The sequence below is a fragment of the Azospirillum sp. BE72 genome (assembly GCF_031455875.1).
GTDB lineage: Bacteria > Pseudomonadota > Alphaproteobacteria > Azospirillales > Azospirillaceae > Azospirillum.
The window spans coordinates 135,582-158,888 of sequence record NZ_JAVDTO010000001.1; the positions used below are offsets into that span (position 1 = coordinate 135,582).

At 67.6% G+C, this 23,307-nt stretch carries 24 protein-coding genes and 1 tRNA gene; 14 read left to right on the plus strand and 11 right to left on the minus strand.

The genetic code is table 11. The annotated features are described in order from the left end of the window. Positions 1-26 precede the first annotated feature (26 nt). Both J2Y49_RS00695 and thpR read left to right on the plus strand, forming a co-directional pair. On the plus strand, positions 27-1,070 hold the full coding sequence (locus J2Y49_RS00695; protein ID WP_310110900.1) for an NADP(H)-dependent aldo-keto reductase: 1,044 nt from the start codon (positions 27-29) through the stop codon (positions 1,068-1,070). Positions 1,071-1,280: 210 nt separating this feature from the next. Further along, positions 1,281-1,823 (plus strand): RNA 2',3'-cyclic phosphodiesterase, encoded by a 543-nt coding sequence (thpR, locus tag J2Y49_RS00700; RefSeq protein WP_310110903.1) that lies wholly within the window; start codon positions 1,281-1,283, stop codon positions 1,821-1,823. Here the strand turns inward: thpR and J2Y49_RS00705 are convergent. The 3 genes from J2Y49_RS00705 to dnaK form a co-directional block, all read right to left on the minus strand. Next, positions 1,820-3,010, minus strand: a complete 1,191-nt coding sequence (locus J2Y49_RS00705; protein ID WP_310110906.1) for a GGDEF domain-containing protein — start codon at positions 3,008-3,010, stop codon at positions 1,820-1,822. The two genes, thpR and J2Y49_RS00705, sit on opposite strands and share 4 nt — an antisense overlap. A 215-nt stretch (positions 3,011-3,225) precedes the next feature. Continuing rightward, positions 3,226-4,377 (minus strand): molecular chaperone DnaJ, encoded by a 1,152-nt coding sequence (dnaJ, locus tag J2Y49_RS00710; protein ID WP_310110909.1) that lies wholly within the window; start codon positions 4,375-4,377, stop codon positions 3,226-3,228. A gap of 161 nt (positions 4,378-4,538) precedes the next feature. Next, positions 4,539-6,455 (minus strand): molecular chaperone DnaK, encoded by a 1,917-nt coding sequence (gene dnaK / locus J2Y49_RS00715; RefSeq protein WP_310110912.1) that lies wholly within the window; start codon positions 6,453-6,455, stop codon positions 4,539-4,541. Between the two features lie 636 nt (positions 6,456-7,091). Between dnaK and J2Y49_RS00720 the strand changes: the two genes are divergently transcribed. Then, positions 7,092-7,295, plus strand: coding sequence for a hypothetical protein (locus tag J2Y49_RS00720; protein WP_014249133.1), 204 nt, complete (start codon positions 7,092-7,094; stop codon positions 7,293-7,295). 54 nt (positions 7,296-7,349) lie between these two features. Here J2Y49_RS00720 and J2Y49_RS00725 read toward each other — a convergent pair whose 3' ends face one another. The 3 genes from J2Y49_RS00725 to ddpX form a co-directional block, all read right to left on the minus strand. Continuing rightward, positions 7,350-7,895, minus strand: coding sequence for a hypothetical protein (locus J2Y49_RS00725; RefSeq protein ID WP_310110916.1), 546 nt, complete (start codon positions 7,893-7,895; stop codon positions 7,350-7,352). Between the two features lie 136 nt (positions 7,896-8,031). Next, complete coding sequence (locus J2Y49_RS00730) at positions 8,032-9,084, minus strand: polysaccharide deacetylase family protein (RefSeq protein ID WP_310110919.1); 1,053 nt, start codon at positions 9,082-9,084, stop codon at positions 8,032-8,034. A 209-nt stretch (positions 9,085-9,293) separates the two neighbouring features. Then, the gene (ddpX, locus tag J2Y49_RS00735) at positions 9,294-9,842 is read right to left on the minus strand and encodes a D-alanyl-D-alanine dipeptidase (RefSeq protein WP_310110922.1); all 549 of its coding nucleotides are present in this window, start codon (positions 9,840-9,842) and stop codon (positions 9,294-9,296) included. A 220-nt stretch (positions 9,843-10,062) separates the two neighbouring features. On the opposite strand from ddpX, the gene tsaB reads away from it, so the two are divergent. Both tsaB and J2Y49_RS00745 read left to right on the plus strand, forming a co-directional pair. Further along, positions 10,063-10,839: a tRNA (adenosine(37)-N6)-threonylcarbamoyltransferase complex dimerization subunit type 1 TsaB gene (tsaB, locus tag J2Y49_RS00740; RefSeq protein WP_310110925.1), complete on the plus strand. Its 777-nt coding sequence runs from the start codon at positions 10,063-10,065 to the stop codon at positions 10,837-10,839. Then, a complete protein-coding gene (locus tag J2Y49_RS00745; protein ID WP_310110927.1) occupies positions 10,836-11,306 on the plus strand; it encodes a GNAT family N-acetyltransferase in 471 nt (156 codons plus the stop codon). Before tsaB ends, J2Y49_RS00745 begins: the two co-directional genes overlap by 4 nt. Positions 11,307-11,309: 3 nt before the next feature. Here J2Y49_RS00745 and J2Y49_RS00750 read toward each other — a convergent pair whose 3' ends face one another. Beyond that, on the minus strand, positions 11,310-11,564 hold the full coding sequence (locus J2Y49_RS00750) for a sulfurtransferase TusA family protein (RefSeq protein WP_310110930.1): 255 nt from the start codon (positions 11,562-11,564) through the stop codon (positions 11,310-11,312). Positions 11,565-11,653: 89 nt separating this feature from the next. Between J2Y49_RS00750 and J2Y49_RS00755 the strand changes: the two genes are divergently transcribed. From J2Y49_RS00755 to J2Y49_RS00790, 8 genes are all read left to right on the plus strand, one after another. Continuing rightward, positions 11,654-12,067, plus strand: a complete 414-nt coding sequence (locus J2Y49_RS00755) for a MucR family transcriptional regulator (RefSeq protein ID WP_014249126.1) — start codon at positions 11,654-11,656, stop codon at positions 12,065-12,067. Between the two features lie 401 nt (positions 12,068-12,468). After that, entirely contained in the window at positions 12,469-13,371 is a 903-nt protein-coding gene (locus J2Y49_RS00760; protein WP_310110947.1) for a GNAT family N-acyltransferase, read from the plus strand. A 7-nt stretch (positions 13,372-13,378) separates the two neighbouring features. Next, positions 13,379-14,281: a lysophospholipid acyltransferase family protein gene (locus J2Y49_RS00765; RefSeq protein WP_310110950.1), complete on the plus strand. Its 903-nt coding sequence runs from the start codon at positions 13,379-13,381 to the stop codon at positions 14,279-14,281. Positions 14,282-14,328: 47 nt separating this feature from the next. After that, positions 14,329-14,402 (plus strand) — tRNA-Gly (locus tag J2Y49_RS00770). Positions 14,403-14,593: 191 nt separating this feature from the next. Next, positions 14,594-14,875, plus strand: a complete 282-nt coding sequence (locus tag J2Y49_RS00775; RefSeq protein WP_310110953.1) for a hypothetical protein — start codon at positions 14,594-14,596, stop codon at positions 14,873-14,875. 610 nt (positions 14,876-15,485) lie between these two features. After that, positions 15,486-16,073 (plus strand): YgjV family protein, encoded by a 588-nt coding sequence (locus J2Y49_RS00780; protein WP_310110956.1) that lies wholly within the window; start codon positions 15,486-15,488, stop codon positions 16,071-16,073. A gap of 115 nt (positions 16,074-16,188) precedes the next feature. Continuing rightward, complete coding sequence (locus tag J2Y49_RS00785; RefSeq protein ID WP_014249119.1) at positions 16,189-16,632, plus strand: PA2169 family four-helix-bundle protein; 444 nt, start codon at positions 16,189-16,191, stop codon at positions 16,630-16,632. 139 nt (positions 16,633-16,771) lie between these two features. Beyond that, the gene (locus J2Y49_RS00790) at positions 16,772-17,008 is read left to right on the plus strand and encodes a hypothetical protein (protein ID WP_310110961.1); all 237 of its coding nucleotides are present in this window, start codon (positions 16,772-16,774) and stop codon (positions 17,006-17,008) included. Here the strand turns inward: J2Y49_RS00790 and J2Y49_RS00795 are convergent. Next, a complete protein-coding gene (locus J2Y49_RS00795; RefSeq protein ID WP_310110963.1) occupies positions 16,992-17,240 on the minus strand; it encodes a DUF1289 domain-containing protein in 249 nt (82 codons plus the stop codon). The two genes, J2Y49_RS00790 and J2Y49_RS00795, sit on opposite strands and share 17 nt — an antisense overlap. Positions 17,241-17,356: 116 nt before the next feature. On the opposite strand from J2Y49_RS00795, the gene J2Y49_RS00800 reads away from it, so the two are divergent. Further along, the gene (locus J2Y49_RS00800) at positions 17,357-19,042 is read left to right on the plus strand and encodes a hypothetical protein (RefSeq protein WP_310110965.1); all 1,686 of its coding nucleotides are present in this window, start codon (positions 17,357-17,359) and stop codon (positions 19,040-19,042) included. 27 nt (positions 19,043-19,069) lie between these two features. Here the strand turns inward: J2Y49_RS00800 and J2Y49_RS00805 are convergent, their stop codons facing one another. From J2Y49_RS00805 to J2Y49_RS00815, 3 genes are all read right to left on the minus strand, one after another. Then, a complete protein-coding gene (locus tag J2Y49_RS00805; RefSeq protein ID WP_310110967.1) occupies positions 19,070-19,849 on the minus strand; it encodes a DUF1003 domain-containing protein in 780 nt (259 codons plus the stop codon). Between the two features lie 267 nt (positions 19,850-20,116). After that, entirely contained in the window at positions 20,117-21,940 is a 1,824-nt protein-coding gene (locus J2Y49_RS00810) for a phosphoenolpyruvate carboxykinase (GTP) (protein WP_310110969.1), read from the minus strand. A 542-nt stretch (positions 21,941-22,482) separates the two neighbouring features. After that, positions 22,483-23,283 (minus strand): pyridoxamine 5'-phosphate oxidase family protein, encoded by an 801-nt coding sequence (locus J2Y49_RS00815; RefSeq protein ID WP_310110972.1) that lies wholly within the window; start codon positions 23,281-23,283, stop codon positions 22,483-22,485. Positions 23,284-23,307 lie beyond the last annotated feature (24 nt).

The following is a 23,307-nucleotide window of genomic DNA, read 5'->3' on the forward strand; positions in this document are numbered from 1 at the left end:
ATCATTTCGAATAAGGAACGTTCCGGATGCAGTATCGTCCGCTTGGCCGCACCGGCCTGTCGGTCAGCGCCATCGGCCTGGGCACCATGACCTGGGGCCGCCAGAACACTGAGGCCGAAGGCCATGCCCAGATGGACGCCGCGCTCGACCGCGGCATCAATTTCTGGGACACGGCGGAGATGTACGCGATCCCGCCCACAGCCGATACCTACGGCAAGACGGAGGAGGTGATCGGCAGCTGGTTCCAGTCGCGCGGCAAGCGCGACCGGGTGATCCTCGCCAGCAAGATCATCGGCGCGCCGGCCGGTGGCTTCGGCTGGGTGCGCGATGGCAAGTCCCGGTTGGACCGCGCCAACCTCTTCGCGGCGGTGGAGGCCAGCCTGTCGCGGCTGAAGACCGACTACATCGACCTCTACCAGATTCACTGGCCCGACCGCGTCACCAACCGCTTCGGCGTCCGCACCTACCAGCACAAGCCGCAGCATGACGGCGTGCCGATCGAGGAGACGCTGGCGGCTCTGGCGGAACTGATCCAGGCGGGCAAAATCCGCCATGTCGGTCTGTCGAACGAGAGCCCATGGGGCGTGATGCGCCACCTGCACGCCGCCGAGGTGGCGGGCTTGCCGCGCGTCGCCTCGATCCAGAACGCCTACAATTTGCTGAACCGGACCTTCGAGAACGGGCTGTCGGAGATGGCCCTGCGCGAGGATGTCGGGCTGCTCGCCTACTCGCCGCTGGCCGCCGGTACGCTGACCGGCAAATACCTGAACGGCGCCATCCCGCCGGGCAGCCGCCGCGCGCTCGACCACCGGCCGTCGCGCTACACCACGGTCAACGCCGACGCGGCGACGGAGGCCTATCTGGACATCGCCCGCCGCCACGGCCTGGCACCCAACCAGATGGCCATTGCCTTCACGGTGCAGCAACCCTTCGTCACCTCGTCCCTGATCGGGGCGACGACGATGGAGACGCTGATCTCCAACATCGACTCCATCGACGTGACCCTGTCGCCGGAGGTGATGGCGGAGATCGATGCCGTGCACAACCGCATGCCGGATCCGTGTCCGTAAAGCGCCGGCTGCGGTTGCCCCCACCCTGACCCTCCCCCGCTTCGCAGGGGAGGGAATTGGAGCTTTGTCGGCGTTCAGCGGCAGTCCCTCCCCCGCCCAGCTCTCGCACAAAGCTTTGCTTTGTGCTGACGCGGCAGGCGGACCGTAGGTCCGCTGAGAGCGGGGGAGGTTAGGTGGGGGTCTAGCTCCGCCGATCAATGGAGGTGCCCCATGCTCCGCCTGTTCGTCGCCCTCGACCTGACGGAGGAGGTTCGCCAGCGGTTGGCCGGGCTGGCCGGCGGGGTGCCTGGTGCGCGCTGGACCGAGCCGGAAAACCTGCACCTGACCCTGCGCTTCATCGGCGAGGTGCCGGAAGATCAGGCGATGGACATCGACGCCGCGCTGGCGGACGTCCGGGCGCCGGCCTTTCCGCTTACCCTTGACGGGGTCGGCGTGTTCGGCAGCGCGCGCCGGGCGCGAATTCTGTGGGCGGGGGTGGAGCGCAGCGAGGCGCTGGCCCATCTGCAGGCCAAGGTCGAATCCGCGCTCGTCCGCTGCGGCCTGCCGGCGGAAGAGCGGAAATTCTCCCCCCACGTCACGCTGGCCCGGCTGAAGGACGCGCCTGCCGACCGCATCGGCCGCTTCCTGTCAGACCGCGGCCTGTTCCGCGTCGGCCCGATGCCGGTGGAGCATGTCACGCTCTACCGCAGCCACCTCGGCAACGGCGGTGCGGTGTACGAGGCTCTGCGCGAATACCCGCTCGATGCCGCTTAGGCCAGGATCTCGTCCCAGGGATGGGAGTCGGTGTTCGGAACGATGCCGTCGCCCGGTCCGATCACCCGGTTCTTGCCGTCCTGCTTGGCGCGGTACATGCGCTGGTCGGCCAACTCCACCAGGGCTTCCCAATCGGCGGGGTGGTCGGTGGCCTGCTCGGCGATGCCGATGCTGGCGGTCTGCAGGCTGCCGTCCGGCCGCTTGCCGAAACCGGCGCGGCGCATCCGCTCCACCGCGATCATCGCGCCGTCTATCGGGGTGTCGGGCATGATGATCAGGAATTCCTCCCCGCCCCAGCGAACCAGCGCGTCGGACTGGCGCAGCAGGCTGCGGATGGTGTTGGCGGCATGGCGCAGGACCCGGTCGCCCTCCTCGTGCCCGAAGCGGTCGTTGACCGCCTTGAAATCGTCCAGGTCGACGAAGATCGCCGTCAAGGGCTGCGACGCCCGCTCGGCATGGGCGACCTGGAGTTTCAGCAACTCCTCGCCGATGCGGCGGGAAAAGGCGCCGGTCAGCGCGTCGTGAGCCGCCTGCTCCAGCAGGGCGACCATGAAATGCAGCTGGCTGATCGCCGCCAGCGTCGCCACCACCGCGATCAGCGCCAGCAACCACAGCGCGCTGATGTAGGACGGGAACGGCATCACCAGCGACCCATAGAAGCCGGCGGCCAGATGGGCGCCCAGCATCGGAGCGGCGAACAGGGCGCCTTCCAACGCGGTCAGCGGAAAGACGCTGAGACCCGCCACCATCACGAAGGGCAGATAACCGTAGCCGGCGCTGACGGCGATGCGCAGATCGTCGACACCCTGGTTGTAGAGCAGCGGGTGCGAGATGGCGAAGAACAGCGTCGGGATCGCCAGCAGTGCCGTCAGCCGCCACCAGGCGCAGGTCATGTCCTCGCACGACCGGCGGTCGAAGGCGAGCGCCAGGAAGGCGGCGCTGGCGCTCAGGCGAAGCACGATCAGCCAGATGGCCAGCGACCATTCGAAGACGGTGACGTCGATGGCGATCCACAGCGGGGTCAGGATGCCGAAGATCAGCGCCACCATCCGCACGCGCGACTGGATCATCGCGGCGCGCCGCCGCTGTAGGATGGGCGTGTGGTTGACCGGATGGATCAGCGTGGGCAGTTCGTCGCCCCGGACGAAGGCGTCGAACAGGGCAGCGAGGAGCCTGTCAACCCGCATGCAGCCGCCTGCCCCCGGCTTGAGCCGGGCATGTCGCCGAAGAGTTAGCCATGATGGGTGATTACACGCGCATGACCATCCCTTCAACGGCTTTTGCGTGGAAATGGCGTTTCAGCCTTCCGAAAGCACGGAAAGCTCCCACCATGCGACAAAAAGTAACGGGCGGCGCGTCACCGACACGCCGCCCGTCCAACGGATCCGCGGTTGCTGGCCGATCAGTCCTTCAGGTCTTCCCAAAGCTCCTTCACCTTGGCGAAGAAGCCCTCCGACTGCGGGTTCGACCCTTCCTTGGCGGCGCCCTCGAACTCGCGCAGCAGTTCCTGCTGGCGCTTGGTCAGGTTCACCGGGGTCTCCACCACCGCCTGGATGTACATGTCGCCGCGCTGGGCGCTGCGCAGCACGGACATGCCCTTGGCCTTGATGCGGAACTGGTGCCCGGACTGGGTGCCCGGCGGCACCGTCACCTTGGTGCGGGTGCCGTCGATGGTCGGAACCTCCACCGAACCGCCGAGCGCCGCCGTGGTCATCGGGATCGGCACCCGGCAGTGGATGTTGGCGCCGTCGCGCTGGAAGATCGGGTGCGGCCCGATCGCCAGGAAGATGTAGAGGTCGCCGGCCGGCGCCCCGCGCAAGCCCGCCTCCCCTTCGCCCGCCAGACGGATGCGGGTGCCGTCCTCGACGCCGGCGGGGATGTTGACCTGCAGGGTCTTTTCCTTCCGCAGACGGCCAGAGCCGCCGCAGTTCTTGCAGGCGTCCTTGATGACCTTGCCGGCGCCATGGCAGCCGGGGCAGGTCCGCTCGATGGTGAAGAAGCCTTGCTGCGCCCGCACCTTGCCGTGGCCCTGGCAGGTCGGGCAGGTGATCGGCTGGGTCCCCGCCGCGGCACCGGAGCCGTTGCAGCCGTCGCACTGCACGGTGGTGGGCACACGGATGGTGGTCTGGGTGCCCTTGAAGGCCTCCTCCAGCCCGATCTCCAGATTGTAGCGCAGGTCCTGGCCGCGGCCGGACGCACCGGCACCGCCGCGGCGCCCGCCCATGAACTCGCCGAACATCTCGTCGAAGATGTCGGCGAAGCCGCCACCGCCGCCGAAGTCGAAGTTGAAGCCGCCGGCCCCGGCGCCCGCACCCGGACCACGGCCATTCTCGAAGGCGGCGTGGCCGAACCGGTCGTAGGCCGCGCGCTTCTGATCGTCCTTCAGGACGTCATACGCTTCGCTGATTTCCTTGAACTTCTGCTCGGCGTCCTTGTCACCCTGGTTGCGGTCCGGGTGGTACTGCATCGCCATCTTGCGATAAGCCTTTTTCAGCTCATCCGCGCTGGCGTTCTTCGCCACACCGAGCAGCTCGTAATAATCCTGTTTCGCCATGGGGGCCGACCGCCTTTGAGTCGTTCTGGTCCAAACTGTCCGAGTAGTGCCGGAGCCTGACCCCAGCATACCGAAGGCCCGCCGCCGGGAAAAGGCGGCGGGCCATCGATGCTCGCGTCAGATCCGTATCAAAAAGAAGCTGCTGCCCTAAGAGATAAGCCTTAGGCCGACTTCTTCTTGTCGTCCTGGACCTCTTCGAAGTCGGCGTCGACGACGCCCGGCTCGTTCGGCTGGGCGCCCGGCGCCTCGCCGCCCGCAGCCGGGGCCTCGCCCTGGCCGGCCTTGTACATCGCCTCGCCCAGCTTCATCGAAACCTGGGCCAGCGCGTCGGTCTTCGCCTTGATGCCATCCAGATCCTCGCTGTCCAGCACCGACTTCAGCTCGGCGACGGCAGCTTCCGCGGCGGTCTTGTCGGAGGCCGGGATCTTGTCGCCGTTCTCCTTGATGGTCCGCTCGGTGGTGTGGATCAGGGCGTCGGCATGGTTGCGGGCGTCGACCAGCTCACGGCGCTTCTTGTCGGCGTCGGCATGGGCCTCCGCGTCCTTCACCATCTTCTGGATGTCGGCGTCCGACAGGCCGCCCGAGGCCTGGATGCGGATCTGCTGCTCCTTGCCGGTCGCCTTGTCCTTCGCCGTGACGCTGACGATGCCGTTGGCGTCGATGTCGAAGGTCACCTCGATCTGCGGCACGCCGCGCGGGGCCGGCGGGATGCCGACCAGATCGAACTGGCCCAGCATCTTGTTGTCCTGCGCCATCTCGCGCTCGCCCTGGAAGACGCGGATGGTGACGGCGTTCTGGTTGTCCTCGGCGGTCGAGAAGGTCTGACTCTTCTTCGTCGGGACCGTGGTGTTGCGGTCGATCAGACGGGTGAAGACGCCGCCCAGCGTCTCGATGCCCAAGCTGAGCGGGGTGACGTCGAGCAGCAGGACGTCCTTGACCTCGCCCTTCAGCACGCCGCCCTGGATGGCGGCGCCGATGGCGACCACCTCGTCCGGGTTGACGCCGCGGTGCGGCTCACGGCCGAAGAACTGCTTCACCGCGTCGATGACCTTGGGCATGCGGGTCATGCCGCCGACCAGGATCACCTCGTCGATCTCGCTGGCCTTCAGGCCGGCATCCTTCAGGGCCGCCTTGCAGGGCTCGATCGTGCGCTGCACCAGCTCGTCCACCAGGGCTTCCAGCTTGGCGCGGGTCAGCTTGATGTTCAGGTGCTTCGGACCGGTCTGGTCGGCGGTGATGAAGGGCAGGTTGACTTCGGTCTGCGTGGTGGACGACAGCTCGATCTTCGCCTTTTCCGCAGCTTCCTTCAGGCGCTGCAGCGCGAGCTTGTCCTTGCGCAGGTCGATGCCCTGCTCCTTGTTGAACTCGTCGGCCAGATATTCGATGACCCGGCTGTCGAAGTCCTCGCCGCCCAGGAAGGTGTCGCCGTTGGTCGACTTCACCTCGAACACGCCGTCGCCGATCTCCAGCACGGAGATGTCGAAGGTGCCGCCGCCCAGGTCATAGACCGCGACGGTGCCGGTGCCCTTCTTCTCCATGCCGTAGGCCAGCGCGGCGGCCGTCGGCTCGTTGATGATGCGCAGCACGTCCAGGCCGGCGATCTTGCCGGCGTCCTTGGTGGCCTGGCGCTGGCTGTCGTTGAAGTAGGCCGGGACGGTGATGACCGCCTGCGTGACCTTCTCGCCCAGATAGTTCTCGGCGGTCTCCTTCATCTTGGTGAGGATGAAGGCGCTGATCTGGCTGGGGCTGTACTTCTTGCCGTGCGCCTCGACCCAGGCGTCGCCGTTGTCGCCGGAGATGATGCGGTAGGGAACCAGGCCCTGGTCCTTCTTCGTCAGCGGATCGTCGAAACGGCGGCCGATCAGACGCTTGATGGCGAAGAGGGTGTTTTCCGGATTGGTGACCGCCTGGCGCTTGGCGGGCTGGCCGATCAGCCGCTCGCCGCCCTGGCTGAAGGCGACCATGGACGGCGTGGTCCGCGCGCCCTCGGCGTTCTCGATCACCTTGGCGCTGCCGCCTTCCATCACGGCGACGCACGAGTTCGTGGTGCCGAGGTCGATACCAATCACTTTGCTCATGTTCAGCCTCTTTCGTTCGGCAGATGCGTGGCGGCCCGTCTGGTCCGGCACCGCCGCGATCCCCATTGGGTCGGTGAAACGTCGGTGGAGCGCTTGAGGGTCTGGTCCGCGGGGGAGCGATGCTTGAGAGCAAGGCCCCCGGGTCCGGCCCGTGCTGGCGGAGATATAGGCGGAGCCGTTTCGGGCTGCAACAGGGTGGCGCGCCTTTCGGCCTGCAAAAGCGGGGAAAAAACGCTGCAGTCTCGTCCTTCCCGCAGGCGTTGCCGGTCCGCATCGCGCGGCAGTAGAATACCGATGTATTCAAATCCGCGACGATGAATATCCCGATATTCATCGCATCTGATTCAACTCGTCACCAGTGTTACAAGTGAATAATAGTTCGACTGTGAACCATCTTCTGGAGTTAACCTTTCATTAACAAGCAACGGCGTGCAAAGCTTCTTCCAATCAATTCGCGGTTGCTGTGTTTATTCATGGAATGGCAAATCTATTAGTGAAACCACGAAAGGAATATGATATCTCCTTTGCCCTATAGGGGATGACCGCAAAGGGTCGGGCCGGCGACGTCTGCGTCGCAGCCACCACAGCATGCGGTTCCATGCAAAGCTGGTCACACAGGTGTGAAAGGGAAGCGCGATGATGGACGAACGACGCGATGTGGCCCTGGCAATCAAGTCCTGCCTGGACAGCCTGATGAGCGACGCGACGCGTTGCGATCTGGACGACCTCGCGCGCTTCATCAGCCTCGCCGCCCTGGCCGCGGAAGAGGCGGCGGTCGCCCACGATCCGAAGTCCGTCCGCCTGAAGGCGCTGATGGCCACCGGCGCCGGCCACTGCTGACCGGTATCCCGGCTTTAGGCATACCGGCGTTTCGGGCGCGGCAGCCGTCAGGTTCTACAGTATCTCCGCATTGCGGATGGCGTCGTCGATCCGGCCCAGCATTTCGGCGCAGGAGTCGTCGCCATCCATCAGGGCGGGCAGCGCGAAGCTGAACATCGCGACCGCGGCCACTGCTCCCCCAACGGTCCCTGCCGCTTCCGCGCGTGTCGCGCCGACCAGCCACAGGTAATGGGTCTCGGCCCGGCCGTCTTCTTCCGTCCGCATCATCGCCTGGGCGATCACAGCACCGTCGGCCCGGCTTTCCACCGTCCGGTCGCCGGCCCGCGGATCCTGCGGTCTGACGAAGCGAAGGGCCATCTCCTGCAGGGTGCCGGTCGCGCCGCCGGACTCCGGCCGCGGCGTCACCCGGTCGGTCACCAGCCGCAGCACGCCAGCGGCCGGAGGTGGCGGCCGGAAGGTGCCGACGGGCTGGCCCTCATGCTCTTCCACATCGACCGCCCAGCCCGGCGGAAGGCGGAACCGCACCGTATCGGCCCAGCCGATGTCGGATCCCGGTCCATTCGTCACTTGTCCGTTCTGCATCTGGGGGCCTTGCGCCATCGCTCCCTCCCGGGTTTGCCGCGCACGCCGCAACGGCGCGCCAGGGCCGGCACCATAGGCGCCACAGGCCGTGCCGCCAATGCCCTATCGGAGCCCTTGGGCTTCGAGGAAATCCCCGCGGAAACGCCTCAGGCCGTCATTCCGGAATCAGGAACTGCACGCCCAGCCAGCGCCAGCGGCCGTCGGCGGTCGGCAGGGTGCAGTTGACGCGGGCGCGGCCCGGCGGGAAGGGGTCCTTGATGCGGACCTCCACCCGGTCCTCCGCGATGCGTTCCAGCGCGGTGCGGCCCTGGCCGGTGGCGAAGCAGGCCAGCTTTGAACTGTCCCCCACCCCGTCGGCGATGGTGAAGCCCAGCGGGGGCGGATTGACGGTGACCAGAGGGTCGTCAGGCGTCAGGTCCGACACCGGCAGCGGCAGGGCGTTGGCCGCCAGCTCGAACCGGTCGACATTGCCGTAGGTCTCGTTCATGACGAAGCGCGGCAGGCCCCAGGGATCGGCCTGGGCGTGCAGCACGCCCGACTGCTGGCCGAAGGCGGCGGCGAAGCCCTGGTCCATCACCAGCTGCCGCACCGCCAGCGAATACTCCCCTTGCGGGTAGGAGAAGATCGTCGGGCGCCGTCCCAGCTCCGTCTGGAAGCGGTCGGACATCCGGCGCAGGTCGGCGGCCAATTGGTCCGGGCTGCGCGCCAGCATCGACTGTGTCGAGGTGCCGAGCGCGCCGATGGTGACGCCGGCCGCTGCCAGCTGCCGGATTTCGCCCCAGGTCATGTGGGTGGGAGAGCCGCGGTCGACCGCGTCGGTCGCAACGAACAGCGTGAAGGGCAGATTGGCCGCCTTCAGCCGCGGCCAGGCCTCGGTGAAGGCGGAGCGGCTGGCTTCGTCGATGGTGATGGCGACAGTGCGGTCGGGCAGCGGCTTCCCGGTGCGCAGGGCGTCCAGGATCTTCGGCAGCGGCAGGACGCGGTAGTCGCCGTCCGTCAGTTCGTCCAGATGGGCTTCGAACTGGTCGATGCGGATGCTGATCGAGGGGTTCTGGTCCTCGCCGAAGCGGTCATAGGCGAAGACGACCGCGCTGGCGCCCGGCGGAGAGGCGGAGTCGGCCATGGCCGGCCGCGACGCCGGCACGAGCGCGGTCCAGACGGACAGCGCGGCGGCAGCGAGAACCTTGACGGCACGACGGAACGGCATGGCGCCCTGCGGAATAGGCTGGCCGGGACGACCTCCGCCCCGACGCAAAGGGTGTGCCATAGTCTCCGCCATGCGAACAAGCGCCGACCGCCACTTTCCCGCTGAGGGCAGCGATGCGGTGCGCGCGTGCAACAATGGAACGCGTGATCCGCAGCACACGCCCCGATACGGACGGCATCGGGATGCTGCCCGGCCTATGTCGGCCGCTCCTACATCAGCCGCCCGCCGGCGGCGGCGTCGGTCAGCAGGGGGTAGCGCCCGGCATCCGGCAGCTGGTAGTGCCACCATTCCGACGGGTAGTGCTCCCAGCCCGCGGCGACCATCACCCCCAGCAGCATGGCGCGGTTGCGCTGCTGCTCGGCCGTCAGGTCGCTGCGGCCGTGGTGCGACCGCTCGGTCATCGCGTCGAACCCGGTGCCCATGTCCAGCGGCACACCGGCGGCATCGGCCAGCGTCAGGTCGATCGCCACGCCGCGGGTGTGGTTGGAGCCCAGCCGCGGGTCGGCGATGTAGGTCGGATCGGAAAAGGCGTGCCAAAGCCGCCATTGCGCCTCTGCCGGGCGGAAGGCATCGTACACCCGCAACCGGCAGCCGATGCCGCGCGCCAGCCGGATGGCGTCGGTCAGCCGGCGGGCCGCGTCGGGGTGCAGCAGGCACACCGCCGACCGGTAGATCGGCGCGCCCGACAGGTTGTCGGCGGTGGCGTAGAGAAGCTCCAGGTCGATGTCGAAGGCCGGAGGCGCGATTTCGGTCAGCATGGAAAGGGCAATCGTCGGCGTATTGGGAAGAGGCACGACCTCTAGCATGGCGCCGGCGCCGCCTGCCATGGTCGCGGGTCTGCCATGCCGAGGCCGGCAGGCCATGCAGGCTCGTGCGGGATTGTGCCCGGCCTGCAATCCATGGTGAAGGCAGGCTCGTATGAAGACGGACCGGCGTGGCGGCAAACCCGATACGGCGGCGGTTAAGGAAGGTGGGGCGATGAAGGTTCTGGGTCTGGATACGGCGACGTCCGGCTGTTCGGCCGCGCTGTGGGAGGGCACTGTCGGCTTGGCGGGTGCCCCGGGTGGGGCGCCACGCGTGACCGTGCGGCGCAGTGCCCCGATGGCGCGCGGGCAGGCCGAAGTGCTGGTGCCGCTGGCGCAGGAGGTGCTGGCGGAGGCCGGCGCCGCGTTCGGCGACCTCGACCGCATCGCCGTCACCGTCGGGCCAGGGGCCTTCACCGGGCTGCGCATCGCGCTGGCCGCCGCCCGCGGGATCGCCGTCGCGCGGGATCTTCCGGTGGTCGGCATCACCAGCTTCGACGCCATCGCCCATGGCGTGCCGGAGGCCGAGCGTGCCGGGCGCCCCTTGCTGGTCGCCGTCGACAGCCGGCGGGCCGAGCCCTTCCTGCAGTTCTACGACGCCGCGCTCGCGCCGGTGGGGGAGCCGGCGATGCCGGACCCGGCGGCGATCCCCGGCTGGCTCGACGCGCTGTGCCCGTCCGGACCGTTGCTGCTGGCCGGCGACGCGGCGGCGGCGCTGGTCCCGCTGTTGGCCGGCCGGTCCGGGCTGGCGGTGGCGGCGGGCGACGGGTTGCCGGATGCCGCGGTGGTGGCGGCGCTGGGGGCCGCCCGTCCGACCGGCCTGCCGGCCGAGCCCTTCTATCTTCGTCCGCCCGACGTCACCCTGCCGAAGGCGGTCACCGTGCCGAAGGCGACCGATGCCAAGGCCGGCCCCGGGGACGGCCGCAAGGGCGGATCGGGAAACGGGTCGTGACCGCGCCCGCCGTCCGCCTTCACCCTGCCGGCCCGCTGGAGTCCGGGGTGGTCGCCGCCCTGCAGCAGGCCTGCTTCCCGGAGGATCCGTGGGACGAGGCGTCGGTCGCCACCCTGACCGCTCCGCCTGCCGGTTTCGCCGTCATCGCGCTGGACGTGCAGGACCAGCCGGTCGGTTTCGTCATGGCCCGGGTCGCGGCGGAGGATGCGGAGATCCTGGCGATCGGCGTGCTGCCGAAGGCCCGGCAGGGCGGCGTCGGCCGCCTGCTGGTCGAGGCGGCGGTCGCCGGGTCCCGTGACCTGGGGGCGACTGCGCTGTTTCTCGAGGTCGCCGAAGACAACCAGGCGGCATGGACTCTATACAAGGTTTGCGGCTTCTTTTCCGTCGGACGCCGTCCCGGATACTACAAACGACCTGACGGTCGGGTCGCGGCGCTTGTGCTGCGCCGCAATCTCGACGGGGCATAGGGGTTAATTTTTCCGTACGATCAGGCGGTGGACTCCCTCCGGTTCATCCAATCGTTCGGGGTGGACAGACAGAATGCTGTGACCCAACTCCAACAAGGATCGTGGAACGTTTTCCAAGGGTTCGCCCGCATTCAGCCGGACTTCGAGAGTCTGCCCCGCGTCCATCCGCTCCACCATCAACTTGGTCTTGACGAAGGTTAACGGACAAACCTGCGAGGTGATGTCGAGAAACAAGTCTGTGGAGCTTTTTTCGGTCACCGATTCCTCTTTGTTCCAAAGGATGGATATTGCACGCCGCAGAAAACCTCTTTATATGGTGAGGTACGAATGCCGCGGAGCAAGCTTACATGAGCAACGGGTCCCCTTCCAACGCGCTGTTGTCTCTGACCACGGAGATCGTGGCGGCGCATGTCTCCAACAATACAGTCGCACTGACCGATCTTCCGACCCTGATCGAGCAGGTCTACAAGTCGCTGGCCAACGTCGGTACCGAACCGGTGGTGGCGGAGGAGCGGCCGCAGCCCGCAGTGCCGATCAAGAAGTCGGTCACGCCGGACTATATTGTGTGCCTGGAAGACGGCAAAAAGCTGAAGATGCTGAAGCGCCATCTGAAGACGGCGTACAATATGACCCCAGAAGAATACCGCGACCGCTGGGGCCTGCCGGCCGACTATCCGATGGTTGCGCCGAACTACGCGCGCCAGCGCAGCTCGCTGGCCAAGCAGATCGGCCTCGGCACCCGCGCCCGCCGCGGCGCCTGAGGATCGGAGTTTCCGCAGGGCGGGCGGATGCCGATCACGGCGCCCCCGCTCTGGCCCGCCCTCTTCCGGCCCATACTCTTCCGGTGCGCCTTACGTCCTGGGCCGCCGCTCCTGCCCTTTCGCGGTCGTCCCGCTCGCGCTCACCTGAAAACCTCACCTGAAAACCGTGGTGGCCAGGCGATAGCCCCCAAACCATAGGTCCGACGCCCCTGCCTGCAGGACCGCGGATGCCGGTCCCGACCGGCCGGCGGCGCCATACGATGTCGGTTGACCGGGAACCGCCTGATCGTGTTATCCCTTGCGCTGCGTGCGACGCTGTTCGTGCCGACGTGGCCGCCCGGGCCCCGGCGGAAACAGCCGGCGCGGCGCATCGTCCCGAACCATCGCAGCGGACCGTCGACATGGCTGATGCAAGCTTGGACCAGCCGGACATGACCCGGACCAGCCCGGAGCGGGGCGAAGCGTCCACACAGGACGCCGTCGGTTCCGATGCGGCGGTCTCCGGCAGGCTCATGGACGGCATCCGCCTGGGCACGCTGGAGGTGCGGCTGGCCCGTTCGGCGGAGGAGATCGATTGGGCGCAGGCCCTGCGCTACCGCGTCTTCTATGAGGAGATGGCGGCGATCCCCTCTCCCGCCATGCAGGCCCAGGGCCGCGACTTCGACGACTACGACGATGTGGCCGACCATCTGCTGGTCATCGACCATGCGCGCGGCAACGGTCCGGACATGGTGGTCGGCACCTATCGCCTGATCCGCCGGCCCGCGGCCGAGAAGGTCGGGCGTTTCTATTCCAGCGATGAATACGACATCGGCCGGCTCGCCAGCTATCCCGGCGAGGTGCTGGAACTGGGCCGGTCCTGCGTCGACGCCGGCTACCGCTCGCGCGGCAGCATGCAGCTGCTGTGGCAGGGCATCGCCGCCTATGTCTTCCAGCATGACATCGCCCTGATGTTCGGCTGCGCCAGCCTGCCCGGCACCGACCCCGATGCGTTGGCGGAGCCGCTGTCCTACCTGTACCACCATCACCTCGCTCCGCCGGAGCTGCGGGCGACGGCGCTGCCGGAACGCCATGTCTCGCTCGACCGCATGCCGAAGGACCGCATCGATCCCCGGCGTGCGCTGAACATCCTGCCGCCGCTGATCAAGGGCTATCTGCGCCTGGGCGGGTTCATCGGCGACGGTGCGGTCATCGACCATCAGTTCAACACCACCGATGTCTGCATCGTGGTGAAGACCGACCTGATCACCGACAAGTACTTCAAGCATTACGAACGTCGCAGCCGCGACAGCCAGGGCAGCTGAGGCGATCATGACCCGTACCGCGCGCGCCCTGGGATCGTCCGGCCGCGGGGCCCTGCGCCTGAGCCTTTACCTGCTGTGGACCCTGCTGCTGATCCCGCTCCAGGCGTTGGCCGTGGCGCGGGGATGGCTGCTGTGCCGCACCCTGCCGCGCTTCTATCACCGCGTCTGCACCCGCCTGATGGGGTTGGACGTGGTGGTGCGTGGCGAACAGGTGTCCGGCGGACCGGTGCTGTTCGTGTCCAACCACTCCTCCTACCTGGACATCTCGGTGCTGGGGTCGCTGATCCCCGGTTCCTTCGTCGCCAAGACGGAGGTCGGGACCTGGCCCTTCTTCGGCCTGCTCGCCCGGCTTCAGCGCACGGTCTTTGTGGAGCGCAAGGCCCGCACCTCGGTCGACAAGCAGCGCGACGACATCGGCGGCCGCCTGGATGCGGGCGACAGCCTGATCCTGTTCCCGGAAGGCACCTCCAGCGACGGCAACCGCACCCTTCCCTTCAAGACCGCGTTGTTCGCCGTCGCCGCCCGCCGCATCGACGGCCATCCGCTGACGGTCCAGCCGGTCAGCGTCGCCGCCACCCGGCTTGACGGCATCCCGATGGGCATCGCCTTCCGCCCCTTTTATGCGTGGTACGGCGACATGGATCTGGTGCCGCACCTGTGGCAGGCCTTCCGCCTCGGCGGCATGACGATCGAGGTGGAGTTCCACCCGCCGGTGACCATCGACGGCTTTTCCAGCCGCAAGGCTCTGGCGGACCATTGCCAGCGCGTGGTCGCCGACGGCGTCGCCCGCGCCATCTCCGGCCGCCCCGACGCACCGGTCCGGACCAAGGAATCCCCTCCGCAGGCAGCGGCCTCTCCCACTCCAGCCCCCGCTCCGGCGATCAGCGATCCTGCGCACGGGAGTGCTTGATTCCGCTCTTGTATCCGCCGCGCCGCTCGCCTATAAACAGCGGGCGCGCGGGTGTAGCTCAATGGTAGAGCAGAAGCTTCCCAAGCTTACGACGAGGGTTCGATTCCCTTCACCCGCTCCAAACGCCGCATCGGTTGCGGCTTTGAAAATTTCCCTTTTGAAAAATTGGTCGTGATGGATGAGCGGTCTGTGCAGGTGGGTACGGATGGGCGCTCTCTTTTGCGTTGGCAGTTCGCCGATGGGGTGGTTGCCGGGCTGGCGGCGATCCTTGAGGCTGGGTGGTATCGTCCGTCTGCCCGAAGGGGAACGCCCATGCAGCCAATCGAACGAGCACGCCGCCTCAGCCGGTCCCTGCAAGCGCGCTTCCGCATCGACCTGTTCTCCGCCCTGGTGGAGCGCGAGTTCGAACGGCGGCTGGCGGAAACCATCCTGGAGGCGGAGCGTGATGCTTATCGCCGGGGACGCGAGGAGGCGCTGGCCGGATCGGGCGGCGCCGCAGTTCCGGTGAGCACCGAGGACGGAAAAGCCGCGGTCAATCCATCTCCGCGGCGGGAAGAGGGGGCATGGCCGGGCGGGAGGCCCATGACCATGTGAGACCCGCCCGCTCGGCGCAGGCGTAATGCCAGGGGCGCTGGTCGCCATGGCCGGCCCAATGCGGATCACCCGTGCGGATCGGCCGGCCGCAGGCACAGCACAGCGGACCGTTGCGCGCCGCACGCCCGGATTGGGCGCGCGCGGCGCCGGTCTTGGCCGATTTCGGCTTCGGTTCCCATCCCAGCGAGGCGGGATGCCGTCCGTACAGCGCCATGGTCTTTCCCCCGGTTTGCGGTGATCCCCCGATCACGGCCAAAACGCGTCCATAGGCGTCGATAACAACGCGGTCGTGGCGGAGCGAGAATGCCGTCGTCGCACCGCGTTGCCAACAACAAGGATGGACAGGTTCCAACCCGAAATCGTTGCCCTTCCGTGTAGGCAAGCGGATCAAAACCGTTCGTTTTCGAGCGGCCGTGCAGAGAACACACAATAGTCACCACAGACTTTGGCACGCTTCACATGATTGATGCCGCCAATTGTCTGGGGTCATGGCGCGGTCATCTTTTAGTCTGTTTCCGGTCACACCGCCGTTCATAACCAGTTAACCGTCGGAGACTAGCGTCCGCCGCCTTCGCTGCATTGCGGCATGTTCTTCATGCGAAGGCGCTCCATGACGGCATTTCTATTGGATTATCTTCCGACCTTTACAGCCATTTCTCCCGTCGCCGCGACCGGCATTGCCGGACTGATGGCCGGAACACTGTCGACGCTGCTCGGCGACCGGCGGGCGATCCTGTTGGCGCAGGCGACGGCGTCCACGCTTTTTCTGCTGCATTTCCTGCTGCTGGGGGCTTGGACCGGCATGCTGATGTGCGCGCTGGGGCTGGTGCAGATGGCCGTGCGCTGCCGGCGGCAACCGGGGCGGCTGCTGGGGCTGCTCTATGCACTGACCGTACCGGGGGCTCTGGCGGTGGCGGCGCTGACCTGGCAGGGGCCGATGTCGGCGCTGTCGACAACCGGCTTCCTGCTGGCGACGCTCGGCCGCTGGCAGAGCGCGGTCGGGCGGATGCGGCTGTTCTTCGTCGGCGCGACGCTGGTCGGGTCGGGGCACAATCTGCTGGCCGGATCGGTCTTCGGGCTGGTGTCGGACGCGATGGCGCTGACCGGGCATGGCCTCGCCCTGTGGCGCGGCGGGACCTTCCGGGGGCTGTTCGGCCGCCGGTCCGCCGTGCCCTCCGTTTCCGGGGCGGCTGCTTGAAGCCGTCGGCGCACCCCACCGGTGCACCCCCGATTGCTCCCGGTGCGGGACGGGAACATTCAGCCCTACGGCAGGGTTGTGGCAACGAAGGGGATGTTTGGGAGGACCTGCCGCTATGGAAAAAGACCAGATCGTCGATACGCTCAACGACCTGATCCGCATCGTCGAGGACAGTCACGAAGGTTACCGGCAGGCCGCCGAAACCGCCGAGGACGAGGATCTGAAGGCCCTGTTCAACGATCTGGCCGCCCAACGTGGCGCCATCGTCCGCGAGATCCAGAGGCTGGTCGCCGAACAGGGCGGGGCGCCCGACATGGGCGGCACCATGATGGGCGGTGCCCATCGCTTCTTCCTGGAACTGAAGTCCGCCGTGATGGGCCACGACCGCGCCGCGATCATCGCGGAGGTCGAACGCGGCGAAACCGAATGCCTGCGCCGCTATGACGAAGCCATGGCGAAGGAGCTTCCCCTGCCCATCACCGCTGTCATCGCCCAGCATCTGGACCGCATCCGCGTCGACCGTGATCGCATGGCGGCGTTGCGCGGGGTGGTGGCATGATGGTGCGTCGCAGCATTGCGGGGGCGCCGGAGCGGGCGTAGGCTTTCGGTCCGTGGTCCAGCCCGCTGGCCGGACCAACTGCCCCGCCGATCATCCGGCTTATGGTGGCCGGATGTCGGCTCCACCTGGACATGGATTGATGAACAGCGACAAACAGAAAGCAGACCAGTCCGGCAACGATCTGGTCACCAAGGGCGCTTTCGCCCTCTACCACGCCGAGAATGCCCACCGCGTGGCCGAATTCAAGAAGTCCAAGAATGCCGAGGCGGCCATCGCCGCCGATTTCGACGCCTACCGCTCCCGCTATCTGCGGAAGTTCAAGGATGTCTTCGACAGCCTGTCCGAACAGGGGCTGACCGTCATCCGCGCGATGTGACCCGGCCGGGCGCCACAGCAGGCGCCTGCCCCGATATCCCGGTCCCCGCCGCCGCCGCACGACGCCGGTCCGCTGCGTCCAGCACCGCGAGGCGCCCGGCGGGATCGAGATCCCTCCAGACCATGATGTCGTTCAGCGTCCGGTAACAGCCGACGCAGACCTCCTGCTCGTCCAGCGTGCAGAGCCGGATGCAGGGGGATGGAACCTGATCGTCGTGGGTCGCTTGCGTCATGGCGCGACTGTGCCAAGGCCGCCGCATCGCGGCAAGCGGTGCGTTGCGCGGGCCACATCTCCCGAATGGGATGGGAAAGCCGCAGGCCCGCCGCTATACTGTGCGGCATGGCCCGCATGCTGTTCCTCCGCGACATCGACGCCGACGTGCAACTGCGCTGCCGCGCCTGCGGGCATGGCGGCGTGCTTCCCCGTGCCATGCTGGAACGGCGCTTCGGCCCGAACTATCCGGTGCTGTCGATCGCGCCGCATTACCGCTGCTCGCGCTGCGACTCCCGCGACATCGAAAGCCGGCCGATCCTGGCTACCCCGCCGGCTGCTTCGTTCGAGGCCGCGAACGAGGAGCCGTCCTTCGATGCGCCGCTGGCGGCGCTGAACGGCCTGCTCGCCTCCCTGCGCGGCGGCGGTCCGGTTGCCGGAGCGCAAACCCCGTCTCCGCCGCCGCCTCCACCGCCTCCCGCTGCCCCGGTGCGCGGCAAGCCGCTGTCGGAACTGCCGCTGTCCGATCTGGTGGCCGATGGTCCGGGGGATGACGGCGCCGCTCCGCTGTGGGAACCGGTTTCACTGGCGGACATGGCGGCACGGCTGGGTGTGATCAGGCCGGACGACGACGACCCCGACCGGGACGGCGAACAGGATGGCGGCGAAGCGGTCGATGGAGATTGGGACGATCCGGCACCTCCGGCTGGGCCCGCCGGAAAGGTGACCGCCCGCAACAGTGTCCCCGCCGCCGATCCCGATGAGGGTGGGGACGAGACGCTGGCGGCGATGCATCGCCTGCTGGCCCAGGCCCATTGGAGCGAGGACGACGAACCGGAAGACTGTCCGCCGGAGACCGCCCGCCGCTTCGGACAGCCGGGGACAGAAGAGGACATCGACGGGTCAGCGGAAGAGGACGAGCCGGCGGTCTTCTCCCACAAGATCTTGGTGCGCAAGGATTTCGAGGAGGATTGGGGAGAACCCGAGTCCGAGTTCGGCCGCTGGCGGGCGGAGGAGGACGACCGCGACACGGCGGACGGCTTCGATGGGGATGAGGAGCCGTCGGACGAGGAGATCCTGTCCTTCGCGATCCGCGACCCGGAAAAGCCGGCTGCTCGTCCGGTCGCCCAGCCGGCGGTCAAGTCTTCCAAGACCGCCGCACCGTCGCCGGCCGATGAACCGCTGGATTTCGACCAACACCGGGCCGAACGCCGTGCCCAGCGACCGCCCCCGCCGCCGGAGGATGAGGAGGGCTTCGACCGCACCCTCGCCGCGTTGCGGTCGATGATCGAGGATGCGGCCAATGACCCGGACGACGATGCTCCGCCCCTGCCGCGGAAGTCGCCTGCTGCGGAGGTAAGGGGCATCGGCAAAGGCCCCGAAAGCAACACCGATAGGAACCCCGGCGCGGCGACCGGTTGGCAGGATGAGGACAGGGGCGGGGACGATCCGCTCTCCGGTTTCGACGCCGATCCGGTGCCCGATCCAGAGCTGGACCCCGACCGTGACCCTGCGCCGGCCGGCCGCCGCTCCGCCCAGGAACGCGAGATCGAAGAGGCGATGAAGGCTCTGCGCGGCCTGATCGAGGAAGAGGTGGAGTCCGAGCCCCCGCTTCCGCCGTCCGCCCCGCCGCCGAAACCGCGTGCCGGCAAGCCGCGCCCGCCGCCCCGCCGCGAGCCGCCCGCCCCTCCCGTGGAAGAGGCTGAGCCCGCGGAACCGGTTGCCAAGCAGGCCGCCCCCAAGGCGGTCGATCCGACGCCGCTGAGCAAGACCATCGCGGCACTGCGCGGCATGCTGGAACTGGACGGCAAGCGCAAGCGCTGACGCGGCTGCCGTCCTGTCGGCAAGCGATCACTTGCGCAGGCGCTTTTCCTGCATGATCTCCAACTGCAGCTGCTGGATTTCGGTCAGGCGCTGCCATTGGCGCTGGATCAGGTAATCCATCTTCTCGTGCAGGTGCCGGATTTCCAGCTCGGCCTTCAGGTTGACGCGGTAGTCGTTCTCGGAGCGCAGCCTGTCCTTCGCCTCCTGCCGCTTCTGGCTCATCATGATGACCGGGGCCTGGATGGCGGCCAGGCAGGACAGCACGAGGTTCAGCAGGATGAAGGGATAGGGGTCGAAGGCCTTTGGATCGCCTTCGATGATGTTGATGATCATCCACACGCCCAGGAAGAAGGCGAAGGAGATCAGGAAGGCCCAACTGCCGCCGAAGCTGGCCAGCCCGTCCGACAGGCGTTCGCCCAGCGTGCGGCGGTCGTCGTACTCCTCCTCCGGGTTCTCGGCCAGCGTCTCGTGGCGGGCGAGGCTTTCGGCGACCTCGCGGTCCAGTTCGCTCAACTCGCCATGCTCGGCCTGCAGCAGCTCGGCCACATAGAGCGAGCGGTAGCGCGCCAGCTCCTGGCGGCTGATCTGCGAGTCCGGCTCCAGATGCGGGTGGTCCAGCCGGATGCGGTCGGCAAGGTTGGGGCGTAGCGCGTCCAGTGCGATCAGGTCGCGTTTGGGCCGGCGCTTGCCGCTGATGGCGCAGGGCTGACGCCTAGCGGCCAGCGGGCCGGCGTCTTCCTGGCCGGCGCCGAGGTTCGGCACTGCAGGCTCGTCGCCGTCCTCCGGCGGAAGCTGATGGTCGGTCATGATGTCGCCCTCCCTCGAATGCGCGGACCGGGGTGACCGACTTTATGCCCGACCGTTGCGGCAAGCCGGTTAAATCGCTGAAAGATCGTAAGACCCGGCAAAGAATGGGATCCGTCACAATGGCTGGAGACTTGCCGCGCCACGAGACACCACCGGCCGCTGCCTTGGCGAAGCCAAGATGACAGGCGGTTCATCCTTGTCAGCCCCAAAGGAAAAGGGGCCGCCTTGCGGCAGCCCCCATCCTTACCTGTGCGGCGTTTCGGCCCGTCAGCCGATGCGCCAGACCTCCGGGCTGTTCTCCAGCCGCTTCAGCAGGGCGATCCGCTGCTGCTCGATTTCCGTCGGAAGACGGTCGCCGAAGCGGTTGAACAGCTCTTCCTGGTCCTTCGCCTCGGCCTCGGCCTCCTTGCGGTCGATGTCCATGATCTTGGCGAACTTGTCGGCCGGGAAGTTCAGGCCGGACCAGTTCAGATCCTGGTAGCGCGGGGAGTAGCCGAAGGGCGATTCCGCCACGTCGGTGGCGCGGCCGCGGACGCGGTCGACGATCCACTTCAGCACGCGCATGTTGTCGCCGAAGCCCGGCCAGACGAACTTGCCGTTCTCGTCCTTGCGGAACCAGTTGACGCGGTAGATGCGCGGCAGGCTTTCCACCTTGCCTTCCATCGACAGCCAGTGGTTCCAGTAATCGGCCATGTTGTAGCCGCAGAAGGGCAGCATGGCGAACGGGTCGCGGCGGATGGCGGCCTGGCCGACGGCGGCGGCGGTGGCCTCCGAGCCCATGGTCGCGGCCCAATAGACGCCTTCGCGCCAGTTGTAGGCCTCGAACACCAGCGGGAAGGTCTTCGACAGGCGGCCGCCGAAGATGAAGGCGCTGATCGGAACGCCGGCCGGATCCTCCCAGGCCGGGTCGATCGACGGGCACTGCGCGGCGGGCGCGGTGAAGCGGCTGTTCGGGTGGGCGGCGACGCGGCCGCAGCCTGGGGTCCAATCCTTGCCCTGCCAATCGATCAGGTGCGCCGGCGCCTCGTCCGTCAGGCCTTCCCACCACACGTCGCCGTCGTCGGTCAGCGCGACGTTGGTGAAGATGACGTTGTGGTCCAGCGTCTTCAGCGCGTTCGGGTTCGACTTCACGCTGGTGCCGGGGGCGACGCCGAAGAAGCCGGCCTCCGGGTTGATGGCGCGCAGCGTGCCGTCCGGCTGGGGCTTGATCCAGGCGATGTCGTCACCGATGGTGCGGACCTTCCAGCCCTCGAACTCCTTCGGCGGGACCAGCATGGCGAAGTTGGTCTTGCCGCAGGCCGACGGGAAGGCGGCGCCGACATAGGTCTTCTCGCCGGTCGGGCTTTCCACGCCCAGGATCAGCATGTGCTCGGCCAGCCAGCCCTGCTCGCGGCCCATGGAGGACGCGATGCGCAGCGCGAAGCACTTCTTGCCCAACAGCGCGTTGCCGCCGTAGCCGGAGCCGTAGGAGACGATGCGGTGCTCTTCCGGGAAATGGACGATGTACTTGTTGTCGGCGTTGCAGGGCCACGGAACGTCCTGCTGGCCCGGCTCCAGCGGGGCGCCGATGGAATGCAGGCAGGGGACGAAGTCGCCGTCGCCCAGGATGTCCAGCACCTTCTGGCCCATGCGGGTCATCAGGCGCATGTTGACGGCGACATAGGGGCTGTCGGAGATCTGCACGCCGATGTGCGAGATGTCGGAACCCAGCGGCCCCATGCTGAACGGCACCACATACATGGTGCGGCCGCGCATGCAGCCCTCGAACAGGCCGTCCAGCTTGGCCTTCATCTCCTCCGGTGCCATCCAGTTGTTGGTCGGCCCGGCTTCCTCGCGCGTCTTCGAACAGATGTAGGTGCTGTCCTCGACACGGGCAACGTCGCCCGGATCGGAGCGGCAGAGGAAGGAGTTCTGGCGCTTGGCCTCGTTCAGGCGGATGAAGGTGCCGGCCTCCACCATCTCGTTGCAGAGACGGTCATATTCCTCCTGCGACCCGTCGCACCAGTGAACGCGCTCCGGTTTGCATTTCAGCGCGATCTCCTCGACCCAGGCCAGGAGCTTCTTGTTCCGCGTCCGCATATTGCCAGTCATATCGTCCTCTCGAAGGCTGGGCCGGTACCGCCGTGCCGGGCATCCCATCTGGGTCCCGCGGCCGGTCCGGCCGTCTTTGTCCGTTGTCGTGTCAGATGGAAAGAGTCCGCCGGATCAGCGGCCCGATCAGTAGGATGCCGGTCCGAACGGGCGGCAGGGCCGGAGGCCCGCCGGGATCAGCGGCACCGCGCAGGCGCGGCGACGAAACGGTGCAAAGGGCGGCCCTGAGGCGACAGGTCTGGGGGCCAGGGGCCCGGACGGGAAACGGGTCGATCCGTTATGGTCCACTGAAGTGTTCTCCTGGTTGCGCGTGCCCGCACGCCGCCTTCTTGTTCTTGGTGCGGTGTGCGGTGGTGTCGAAGCGACCTCTCGGCTGGTCGTTCGGGCTGACGGTTGGCTGCTCGTCTCTCTCGGTTTGCGATTGCGCCTTTTGGCTTGTTCCGCCTTCGGCTTCTTTGGCTTTTATGGTCGGGCTCTTTTCGGTGGCCCTTTGTTCGGGCGTCCCTGTTGTTCGGGCGTCCCTTTTTGGGCTTCGGGGTCCGTCAGGCGCCCCCTTTGCCGGTTGTTGCATGTCTTGGCGGTCCGGTCCCGTCCTGCGGCCGGATCAGTGCATCCAGCATCAGTCTAGCCGATTCCGGGTCGTGGATTCTCTGCTCAAAATCGACGCGGGCGACGTACCCCCCGCGTCGCAGGTCGCATCCCTCCGGGTCCACCCCGGTCAAGCTCCAGCTTTCCCCTTGCCCGGTGCCGTCCTCATCGGTGGAGGGAACCAGCCAGGGGCCGTACCCCTCGCCGTTCAGGCGGTCAAGCAGTTCCGCCTCCCCCGCCGCCAGTGCGGGAGCGGAGGCGGGCAGGTCCAGCTCGGCGGCGGACAGCCAGTGGATGCGGCCGAAGCCGGCGACCAGATGGGCGCGCTCCACCGTTACGCGGTAGATGGCGAAATCGGCGAAGCCGGCATAGAAGCTGGCATCGGGATGGCGGCGCAGATAACGCGCCCGGTGGGCGGGGTCGTCCGACCGCTCCGCCCGGCCCAGCACCGACAGGCGCGCACCGGTCAGCGGCTGCGCCAACCCGGCGGTGCCGTCGAAAAGCAGTCCGACCCGGCCGTCGGTCAGCAGGTTGCGTGTGTGGTCGGCCAGTGTGGAAAGCAGAAGCAGCGGGCTGCCGTCATGGTCGAGCGCCACCAGGACCAGCGATGGATAGGGCCAGCCGGCGGTATTATCGGCGCTGCCGGTGTCGTCGGGCCGCTGGGCGGTGGCCAGCGCGGCGCGGTCGCAGGCGCGCATCAGGCGCCGGGCGCTGGTGGCCGGAGCCGTGCCGCCCGTGCGGTCGACGGGAGGCATCGCGCCCTCCCTCGCATCCGGAGC

Coding starts and splice junctions, on each gene's coding strand:
- J2Y49_RS00695 (WP_310110900.1), top strand. CDS start 27: ATGCAGTATCGTCCGCTTGGCCGCACCGGCCTGTCGGTCAGCGCCATC.
- thpR (WP_310110903.1), top strand. CDS start 1,281: ATGCTCCGCCTGTTCGTCGCCCTCGACCTGACGGAGGAGGTTCGCCAG.
- J2Y49_RS00705 (WP_310110906.1), bottom strand. CDS start 3,010: ATGCGGGTTGACAGGCTCCTCGCTGCCCTGTTCGACGCCTTCGTCCGG.
- dnaJ (WP_310110909.1), bottom strand. CDS start 4,377: ATGGCGAAACAGGATTATTACGAGCTGCTCGGTGTGGCGAAGAACGCC.
- dnaK (WP_310110912.1), bottom strand. CDS start 6,455: ATGAGCAAAGTGATTGGTATCGACCTCGGCACCACGAACTCGTGCGTC.
- J2Y49_RS00720 (WP_014249133.1), top strand. CDS start 7,092: ATGATGGACGAACGACGCGATGTGGCCCTGGCAATCAAGTCCTGCCTG.
- J2Y49_RS00725 (WP_310110916.1), bottom strand. CDS start 7,895: ATGGCGCAAGGCCCCCAGATGCAGAACGGACAAGTGACGAATGGACCG.
- J2Y49_RS00730 (WP_310110919.1), bottom strand. CDS start 9,084: ATGCCGTTCCGTCGTGCCGTCAAGGTTCTCGCTGCCGCCGCGCTGTCC.
- ddpX (WP_310110922.1), bottom strand. CDS start 9,842: ATGCTGACCGAAATCGCGCCTCCGGCCTTCGACATCGACCTGGAGCTT.
- tsaB (WP_310110925.1), top strand. CDS start 10,063: ATGAAGGTTCTGGGTCTGGATACGGCGACGTCCGGCTGTTCGGCCGCG.
- J2Y49_RS00755 (WP_014249126.1), top strand. CDS start 11,654: ATGAGCAACGGGTCCCCTTCCAACGCGCTGTTGTCTCTGACCACGGAG.
- J2Y49_RS00760 (WP_310110947.1), top strand. CDS start 12,469: ATGGCTGATGCAAGCTTGGACCAGCCGGACATGACCCGGACCAGCCCG.
- J2Y49_RS00765 (WP_310110950.1), top strand. CDS start 13,379: ATGACCCGTACCGCGCGCGCCCTGGGATCGTCCGGCCGCGGGGCCCTG.
- J2Y49_RS00775 (WP_310110953.1), top strand. CDS start 14,594: ATGCAGCCAATCGAACGAGCACGCCGCCTCAGCCGGTCCCTGCAAGCG.
- J2Y49_RS00780 (WP_310110956.1), top strand. CDS start 15,486: ATGACGGCATTTCTATTGGATTATCTTCCGACCTTTACAGCCATTTCT.
- J2Y49_RS00785 (WP_014249119.1), top strand. CDS start 16,189: ATGGAAAAAGACCAGATCGTCGATACGCTCAACGACCTGATCCGCATC.
- J2Y49_RS00790 (WP_310110961.1), top strand. CDS start 16,772: ATGAACAGCGACAAACAGAAAGCAGACCAGTCCGGCAACGATCTGGTC.
- J2Y49_RS00795 (WP_310110963.1), bottom strand. CDS start 17,240: ATGACGCAAGCGACCCACGACGATCAGGTTCCATCCCCCTGCATCCGG.
- J2Y49_RS00800 (WP_310110965.1), top strand. CDS start 17,357: ATGCTGTTCCTCCGCGACATCGACGCCGACGTGCAACTGCGCTGCCGC.
- J2Y49_RS00805 (WP_310110967.1), bottom strand. CDS start 19,849: ATGACCGACCATCAGCTTCCGCCGGAGGACGGCGACGAGCCTGCAGTG.
- J2Y49_RS00810 (WP_310110969.1), bottom strand. CDS start 21,940: ATGACTGGCAATATGCGGACGCGGAACAAGAAGCTCCTGGCCTGGGTC.
- J2Y49_RS00815 (WP_310110972.1), bottom strand. CDS start 23,283: ATGCCTCCCGTCGACCGCACGGGCGGCACGGCTCCGGCCACCAGCGCC.